General features: G+C 69.5%; 5 protein-coding genes and 2 pseudogenes. 4 read left to right on the forward strand and 3 right to left on the reverse strand.

The genetic code is table 11. The features are described 5' to 3' along the window. A pseudogene (locus G6048_RS45560) lies at window positions 1–1,764 on the forward strand (D-alanyl-D-alanine carboxypeptidase); the annotation flags it as partial. A 230-nt stretch (window positions 1,765–1,994) separates the two neighbouring features. Beyond that, window positions 1,995–3,956 carry an MFS transporter gene (locus G6048_RS45565; protein ID WP_165345504.1) on the forward strand — a complete coding sequence of 654 codons (1,962 nt, stop codon included), beginning with the start codon at window positions 1,995–1,997 and terminating at the stop codon, window positions 3,954–3,956. A gap of 70 nt (window positions 3,957–4,026) precedes the next feature. On the opposite strand, the gene G6048_RS45570 is transcribed toward G6048_RS45565, so the two are convergent. Next, complete coding sequence (locus G6048_RS45570) at window positions 4,027–4,533, reverse strand: glutathione peroxidase (RefSeq protein WP_165345505.1); 507 nt, start codon at window positions 4,531–4,533, stop codon at window positions 4,027–4,029. Between the two features lie 36 nt (window positions 4,534–4,569). Between G6048_RS45570 and G6048_RS45575 the strand changes: the two genes are divergently transcribed. After that, window positions 4,570–5,484 (forward strand): SMP-30/gluconolactonase/LRE family protein, encoded by a 915-nt coding sequence (locus G6048_RS45575; RefSeq protein ID WP_328828900.1) that lies wholly within the window; start codon window positions 4,570–4,572, stop codon window positions 5,482–5,484. Between the two features lie 79 nt (window positions 5,485–5,563). Here G6048_RS45575 and G6048_RS49030 read toward each other — a convergent pair. Together G6048_RS49030 and G6048_RS45585 are read right to left on the reverse strand one after the other, a co-directional pair. Continuing rightward, window positions 5,564–6,254 (reverse strand): annotated as a pseudogene (locus G6048_RS49030) (IS5 family transposase). A 37-nt stretch (window positions 6,255–6,291) separates the two neighbouring features. Continuing rightward, a complete protein-coding gene (locus tag G6048_RS45585; protein WP_165345507.1) occupies window positions 6,292–6,681 on the reverse strand; it encodes a RidA family protein in 390 nt (129 codons plus the stop codon). A gap of 72 nt (window positions 6,682–6,753) precedes the next feature. Between G6048_RS45585 and G6048_RS45590 the strand changes: the two genes are divergently transcribed. After that, window positions 6,754–7,662, forward strand: a complete 909-nt coding sequence (locus tag G6048_RS45590; RefSeq protein WP_165345508.1) for a LysR family transcriptional regulator — start codon at window positions 6,754–6,756, stop codon at window positions 7,660–7,662. Window positions 7,663–7,740 lie beyond the last annotated feature (78 nt).

Below are 7,740 nucleotides of genomic sequence, written 5' to 3' on the forward strand. Positions count from 1 at the left end.
GCCCCCGGCACCGAAGCCAAGGCCGACTCCGCGCCCGCCCAGGATGCCCAGGACACCGACGCGAAGCGTGCCCCCCGTGCCGGCGCCGTAGACGCCCCGGCTGCCAGTCGGGACGACGACGGCGAGCCCGGCTCACGTGCCGGTGACGACGAGCCCAAGCGTCCCGTCGACCAGCCCACCGCCGCCTTCAAGGTGCGGCCGCCCGCCGTTGATCAGCCCACCACCACGCTCAAGGTGGGCGATGCCAAGCCGGACGCCAAGCCCGGCGACAAGCCCCCCGCCGAGCGTGACTCCGAACGCACCAGCAAGTTCGTGGCGCTCAAGCCGCTCGATGAACCGGCTGCTCCCAAGGAGAAGCCGGTCGTTCCGCCGGAGAAGCCGCCTGTTGCGCCGGAGAAGCCCGCTGTTCCGCCTGCGGCCGAGACCGCCGCTATCGCGCAGATCGGGCCGGAGCGGACCGCGCAGCAGCCGTTGCCGCCGTTGCCGCCGCTCGATCTGCTGGCGGAGCTGACGAACACGCCGCCGCCTCCGGAGACTCCGGTGCGGACGATCGTGCGGCGGGTCAAGATCTGGACGCCGCTGGTCATCCTGCTGGCCGTGGTGTTCGCGGTGGTGCAGGCGGTACGGCCCCTGCCGACGCCCGCCCTCACGCTGACGGCCGACCAGTCGTACACCTTCGAGGGCGACAAGGTCAGCCTGCCGTGGCCCCAGGAGGGCCAGGGCTGGATGGACGTCAACGGCATCGGCACGGTCGACGACTTCGGCAAGCAGCAGCCCGTCGCCATCGGCTCCGTCGCCAAGGCCATGGTCGCGTACGTGATCCTCAAGGATCACCCGCTGAAGCCCGGCGACGAGGGCAAGAACATCCCCGTCGACGCGAAGGCCGAGACGGAGGGCGGTTACGACGCGGACGGCGAGTCCACGCTCAACACCATCAAGAAGGGCGACACCCTCACCCAGCGGCAGGCGCTCGCGGCCATCATGATTCCGTCCGCGAACAACGTCGCCCGGCTGCTGGCCCGTTGGGACTCGGGCGGCGACGAGGCCGCGTTCGTCAAGAAGATGAACGACGCCGCCGCTGATCTCGGGATGAAGAACACGAAGTACACCGACCCCTCCGGCCTGAAAGAGTCCACCGTCTCCACCGCCGAGGACCAGGTGAAGCTCGGCAACGAGCTGGTCCAGATGAAGGCGCTGACGGACATCACCAAGCTGCCCGTCTGGAAGGACCCCTCGGGCAAGGAGTGGCAGAACTACAACCGCCTCGTCCCGTACGACAACGCCATCGGCATCAAGACCGGCTCCACCACCAAGGCCGGCGGCAACCTCCTGTTCGCCGCCACCGAGGACGTGGACGGCGAGGTCGTCACCGTCGTCGGCGCGATCCTCGGCCAGCACCAGCCGCCGATCATCGACACCGTCAACGCGGTCAGCAAGACCGCGATGGTCGCCGCCCAGGACGCGCTGACCTCGTCGAAGATCCTGAAGAAGGGCGACGTCGTCGGGTACGTGGACGACGGGCTCGGCGGCCGCACCCCGGTCGTCGCCACGAAGGACGTCTCCGCGGTGGGCTGGGCCGGCAAGACCGTCGAGCTCGCCCTGAGCGACGACGGTACGGAGATTCCGCACGAGGCGAAGGCGGGAACCAAGGTCGGCGCGCTGAGCGTCGGTGACGGCACGGGCGACGCCGTCGAGGTCCCGGTGGCCCTCCAGTCGGACCTCACCGAACCTGATTACGGCTCCAAGCTCACCCGCGTGAGCTGACGGCCGGAGGGGCGGCGGGACGGCCACGCGGCCGGGCCTCTGCCGCGCCCCATGGGTGAGTTGACGGCACGTACGTCCCGGTCACGCAGGGCGACGTACGTGCCGCGCCCCGCCCGGGCGACCGGCTGCGGGGTGCGGGGTGCGTGCTAGCGTCGCAAGGATCGGGGTCGCTCGCCGGGTGCGGAACCCGGCCGGGAGCGAAACAACGTGACACGGGGAGTGCCTTTTACGTGGCGACAGCGGAGTCGACGCACGCCGAAGACGCCGAGCCGAGCCGAGGAGCCGGCCCGCGAACAGACGAGCGTGCGCGGGAGGCGGAGGACGGTCGCGACGAGACCCGCGACGGCACCCGTGCGGCACGTCAAGGTCGTGAGGCCGACGGGGCGCCCACGCCCTCCGTGGCCCTCACGCCTTCCGGGACTCCCACGCCCACCCCCTTCGCCCGTTTCCTCCGCCACCCGGCCACCCTCGCCACCGCTCTCGCCGGTGTGCTGCACGTCGTCTGGTTCTTCACGTTTGCCAATAGTGGTGGCGATCTCGCTGCGCAGGACGCCTGGGCGGAGTTTGTCGGGCGGCATCCGGACTCGGCGTACAACCTCGCCTGGTACGGGGGCATGCACCCCGTCTCGTACAGCGTCGTGTCCCCGTATCTGATGTCGGTGCTCGGTGTGCGCCCGACGATGATGATCGCGGGGACGGTCTCGGCGGGGCTGCTCACGCTGATCCTCATGCGCAGCTGGGCCGTGCGGGATGTGCGCTGGCCCGCGCTGATGGGGGTGTTCGGGCTCTTCTGCAACGCCGTGTCCGGTCGGGTGACCTTCGGTCTCGGCATGGTCTTCGCGCTGGGCGCGACCGCCGTCGTCTTCTGCTGGCCCTACCGCTGGCGCTACAAGCGCTGGGCCAAGGCCCTGTGCGCCGCGCCGCTCGCCGCGATCGCGACCGCCGCGTCGCCGGTGGCGGGGCTGTTCGTGGGGCTGGTCGCCGTGGCGCTGTTCCTGCAGAAGCGGCGGCCGGGGGCGTACGCGCTGGGGCTCGCGCCCGCTGCCGTCGTGGGCGTGTCCGCGTGGCTGTTCCCGTTCTCCGGTACGCAGCCGATGATGTTCGGGTCGGTCGTGCTGCCCGTCCTGTTCTCGGGCTTCGTCTACTTCCTCGTGCCGAGCGAGTGGAAGACGGTCCGGATCACGGCCGGGGTGTACGGGCTGTCCGTGGTCCTCGTCTGGTTGATCAGCTCGCAGATCGGGTCCAACATCACGCGGCTCGCGATGCTGTTCGCGGGGGTCGTGCTGCTGGCGGCGCTGCCGTTCACGGTGCCGCGTACGCGCAGGTGGTACGCGCTGGTCGTGGCCTGCGTGGGGTTCGTCGCGTGGATCGGCTTCAAGGCGGTGGACGACACCATCAACGCGATGCCCGCCGCGTCCTGGGCGCGTGAGCTCGCCCCCATCGTCGACCAGCTCCAGGAGGTGGGCGCCGAGAAGGGCCGCGTGGAGGTCGTACCGGCCCGCTCGCACCGCGAGGCGTCCGCGCTCGCGCCGTATGTGAACCTCGCCCGCGGCTGGAACCGGCAGGCCGACATGGAGCGCAACCCGCTCTTCTACGACGACACCCTGAACTCCGCCAACTACCACGAGTGGCTCAAGCGCTGGGCCGTCCACTACGTCGTCCTGCCCAAGGACGAGCTCGACGGGGACGGCGGCGAGCGCGAACGCGAGCTTGTGCAGCGTGGCCAGCCGTATCTGAAGCAGGTCTGGGGCGACGCGAACTGGCAGCTCTTCAAGGTCACCGATCCCACGCCGCTCGCCGACCCGCCCGCCGTCGTCGAGCGGGCCGGGCAGGACGAGATGACGATCAGGGTGAAGGAGGCGGGGCGGGTGCTGATACGCGTCCCGTACTCGCCGTGGCTGGGCCTGGTCGACGCCGAGGGCAAGAGCGTTACGCCTCCGCGGGAGACGGAGGAGTCCAAGGCGTTGCGGGAGGTCGACGAGGACGCGCCGAAGTCGTTCGAGAACGTCGCCGGGTGTCTGATGGAGGCGGAGGAGGACGCGAAGGGCGACGAGTGGACGGAGCTGGTGGCTCCGCGGGCCGGTACGTATCGCCTCGCGGCGCGGTACCAGCTGCCTCGCGGCACGGGGTGCCCTGAGGAGATGCGGGAGGCGCTTCTCGGGGCCGGGAGTCGTGCTCCGCAGGTTCGGTGACAGGGCGCGGGTCCGTTGTGGCTGGTCGCGCCCCGCGGAGCTCCCGGAGGAGCCCCGCGGTCAAGCGGCGTTACGCGACGGCCTTCTCCACCGCCGCCACGAGCTCCGCGGACTCCGGCTCCGTCTGCGGAGAGAAGCGGGCGAGGACCGTGCCGTCGCGGCCGAGGAGGAACTTCTCGAAGTTCCAGCGGATGTCGCCGCTGTGGCCCTCGGCGTCCTCGGTCGGTACGAGGCGCTCGTACAGCGCGTGGCGCCCGTCCCCGTTCACCTCGACCTTCTCGGTCATCGGGAAGGTCACGCCGTACGTCGCCGAGCAGAACTCCGCGATCTCCTCGGACGTACCGGGCTCCTGGCCCATGAACTGGTTGCAGGGCACCCCGAGCACGGTGAAGCCCTGCGCGGCGTACCGCTCGTGCAGCTGCTCGAGGCCCGCGTACTGCGGCGTGAGCCCGCACCGGGAGGCCACGTTCACGATGAGTACGGCCTTGCCCTTGTACTGGCCGAGGTCGGCGGAGCCGCCCTGGAGGGCATCGATGTCGACGTCGTACACGGATACGGATGATTCGTCAGTGGTCATGCCCGGATGTTAACCGGGCTGGGTAGGGTCGCCCGCGTGACCAAGGTGAATGGGATCTACGAGACACTCGACGACCGCTTCCGCACCGGCCGCTGCACGCTCGGGGACATGCGTCTGGAGCGCCTGTACGACGACTGCCGCTGGGCCGAGGGCCCGCTCTACCTCCCCGCCTGGCGCCAGGTGATCTGGAGCGACATCCCCAACGACCGCCTCCTGCGCTGGGACGAGGCGACCGGCACGGTCGGTGTCTTCCGCACACCGGCGGGCAACAGCAACGGCAACACCGTCGACCGCCAGGGCCGCCTCATCTCGTGCGAGCAGGGCAACCGGCGGGTGACGCGCACCGAGCACGACGGGCGGGTGACGGTCCTGGCCGACCGTTACGACGGCAAGCGGCTCAACAGCCCGAACGACGCCGTCGTACGCTCCGACGGCATGCTGTGGTTCTCCGACCCCGACTTCGGGATCCTCAGCGACTACGAGGGGCACCGGGCGGACAGCGAGATCGGCGCCTGCAACGTCTACCGCCTCGACCCGGCCACCGGTTCCGTGACCCTGGCCGCCGACGGCTTCCGCGGCCCGAACGGGCTCGTACTCTCCCCGGACGAGCGGCAGTTGTACGTCTCCGACACCCGCCTCAACCAGGTCCGCGTCTTCGACGTCCACGACAACGGCACGCTCGGCGAGGGCAAGGTCTTCGCCGAGTGCCGCCCCGGCGGCGGGGTCTTCGACAACATCCGCTTCGACGACGAGGGCCGCCTGTGGGTGGCCGCCTGCGACGACGGCGTCCACTGCTACGACCCCGACGGCACCCTCATCGGCCGCCTGCTGATCCCCGAGACGGTCTCCAACATCACGTTCGGCGGCCCGAAGAACAACCGCATGTTCATCACGGCCACGACATCGCTGTACTCACTGGTGATGTCGGTGACGGGCGCATCGCGGCTTTGACGGGACGTCGAAGCAGTCGAGCGGGCGCACGGAGAGCTCGGGCCCAGGGGGGGAGGGAGGCTAGGGGCTGTCCGGCGGATCATGGTCGGAGCCATAAGCGGATCGTGGCGAGGGTGACGGTGCCGAGGAAAACGAAGGCGCGCTTGTCGTAGCGCGTGGCCACGGCCCGGAAGTTCTTCAGCGCGTTGATGGTGCGTTCGGCCGGTAGTGAGCCGGGGGACGCTCAGGCGTTCCAGTACCGGGATGAGCTGCGGAGCGTCGCCCCACTGGCCCGGGGTGATCAGGAATGCCAAGGGGCGGCGGCCGCCCTCGCCGACCAGATGAATCTTGCTCGTCAGACCGCCCCTCGAACGTCCCAGCCCTTCATCTGGCCGATGCTGCGGGGGCAGCGCCCTGCGCCCCGGGATGCGTGGGGGTGTCGTGCGCGCGCCGGCCGCGTGCTGATGGGCCCGGCAGGAGGTGGAATCGATGCCGACCACGCTCCAGTCGATCCGGTCTTCGGCGTCGGCGTGCGCCAGGAGCGAGCGGAGGATCTTGTCCCAAGTTCCGTCAGCGGACCAGCGTCGGTGACGCTCGTAGACGGTTTTCCACGGCCCGTACCGCGAAGGCAGGTCACGCCAGGGCGCGCCCGTCCGCAGGCGGAAGAGGATTCCGTTGATCACTGTGCGGTGGTCGTTCCACCGTCCGCCCGGCAGTCCGATGCCGGGCAGCAGTGTTTTGAGCCGTGCCCACTCGGCATGTGTCAGATCGCCCCGCCCGACCTCGGGCACGGTACCCCCGTTCACCCAGATCGGATGGTGCGGACGGTTACGCGGTGTTCCGCCGGGCGTACACCTCGATCTCGATCTTCATGCGGGGGTCGGCGAGGCCGCACATGAGCATCGTGGCGGCCGGCCGGACCTCGCCGAAGGCGCGACGTAGTGCCGGCCAGCAGGGCTCGAAGTCGGCCCGGTCGGGCAGCAGGTAGCGCACCCGCACCACGTCAGCGAAGGTGCACTTCGCTTCGGTCAGTGCGGCCTCGATGTTGCGCAGGCACTGCTCGGCCTGCTCCACCACGTCCTCGGCGATCGTCATGGTGGTGTAGTCGAATCCGGTCGTCCCGGACACATGAACCCAGTCGCCGTCGATCACAGCGCGGGCATAGCCGATCTGCTCCTCGAACGTCGAGCCGCTGAGGATGGAACGTCGCTCTGTCATGCGCCGAACGCTAAGTGACCAGTGCAGATACGTCTAATACAGCTTCAGGCATGGAGTGATATCTCTAAGCGTATGGAGCGCCCTGAACTTCCCCTTCCGCAGCTGCACGCCTTCGTCGTTCTTGCCGAGGAACTCCACTTCGGCCACGCCGCCTCCCGCCTGGGCATCGCCCAGCCGCCGCTGAGCCAGCAGATCCGTCGCCTGGAGGACAAGGTGGGCTACGCGCTGTTCAGCCGCGAACCCGGGCGCATCTGCCTCACCCCGGCGGGCCGACAACTCCTCCCCGCCGCCCGGCATGCCCTCACCGGTCTCGCGGAGGGCTTGGCCGCAGCCCGAGAGGTCGGCAGCGGCAGGGTCGGCCGCCTGCGGATCGGCTTCGCTGCCTCCCTTGCCCTGACCGTCCTCCCCAGTCTGCTGCGAACCTTCCGGGAACGGTTTCCCGCCGTGGACCTGGACATCCAGGAAATGACGACCACGCCGCAACTGGCCGCTCTGCGCGAAAGGACGATCGACATCGGCCTGTTGCGCGAGCCGCCTGCCCATGACACGGATCTCGGATTCGAGACCGTGCTGACCGAACCGTTCGTGGCCGTGCTGCCCTCCTCGCACCCAGTCGCGGCACAACGAGCCGTTCGAGTCGAGCAGTTGGCGGACTGCCCCTTTGTGCTCCTGCCTCGCGCCGTCGGCCCGCCGCTCTACGACCAGATCGCCAGCCTGTGCATCGCGGCGGGCTTCACCCCACAGGTGACTCAGCACGCCGTGGAATGGCAGACCGTCTGCGCCCTGGTGGAAACCGGCCTGGGTGTGTCACTGGCCCCGGAAAGCATCCGCCGCATTCGCCTCAAAGGCGTTGCCTTCCGCAGGATCGAGCCCAACGCCGCGCGCACACGAGTCGCCGTCGCTTGGCGCAAGAACGACTCAAACCCCCTGGTCCCACACCTCCTTGCAGCTCTCGATCAAGATCCGCCGGACAGGCCCTAGTGTGCGAAATTGTGACACTTCGGGGTCCAAGTGTCACAATTTCAGAAAACAGCCTCCGGGGGGACGGGGGACGGGGGA

Origin of the sequence: Streptomyces ureilyticus (assembly GCF_011045025.1) — a bacterium.
GTDB lineage: Bacteria > Actinomycetota > Actinomycetes > Streptomycetales > Streptomycetaceae > Streptomyces > Streptomyces ureilyticus.

Bases quoted from the DNA above. Each gene is read 5' to 3' on its own strand.
- G6048_RS45570 (WP_165345505.1), bottom strand. From the start codon at position 4,533: ATGACCACTGACGAATCATCCGTATCCGTGTACGACGTCGACATCGAT.
- G6048_RS45585 (WP_165345507.1), bottom strand. From the start codon at position 6,681: ATGACAGAGCGACGTTCCATCCTCAGCGGCTCGACGTTCGAGGAGCAG.
- G6048_RS45590 (WP_165345508.1), top strand. From the start codon at position 6,754: ATGGAGCGCCCTGAACTTCCCCTTCCGCAGCTGCACGCCTTCGTCGTT.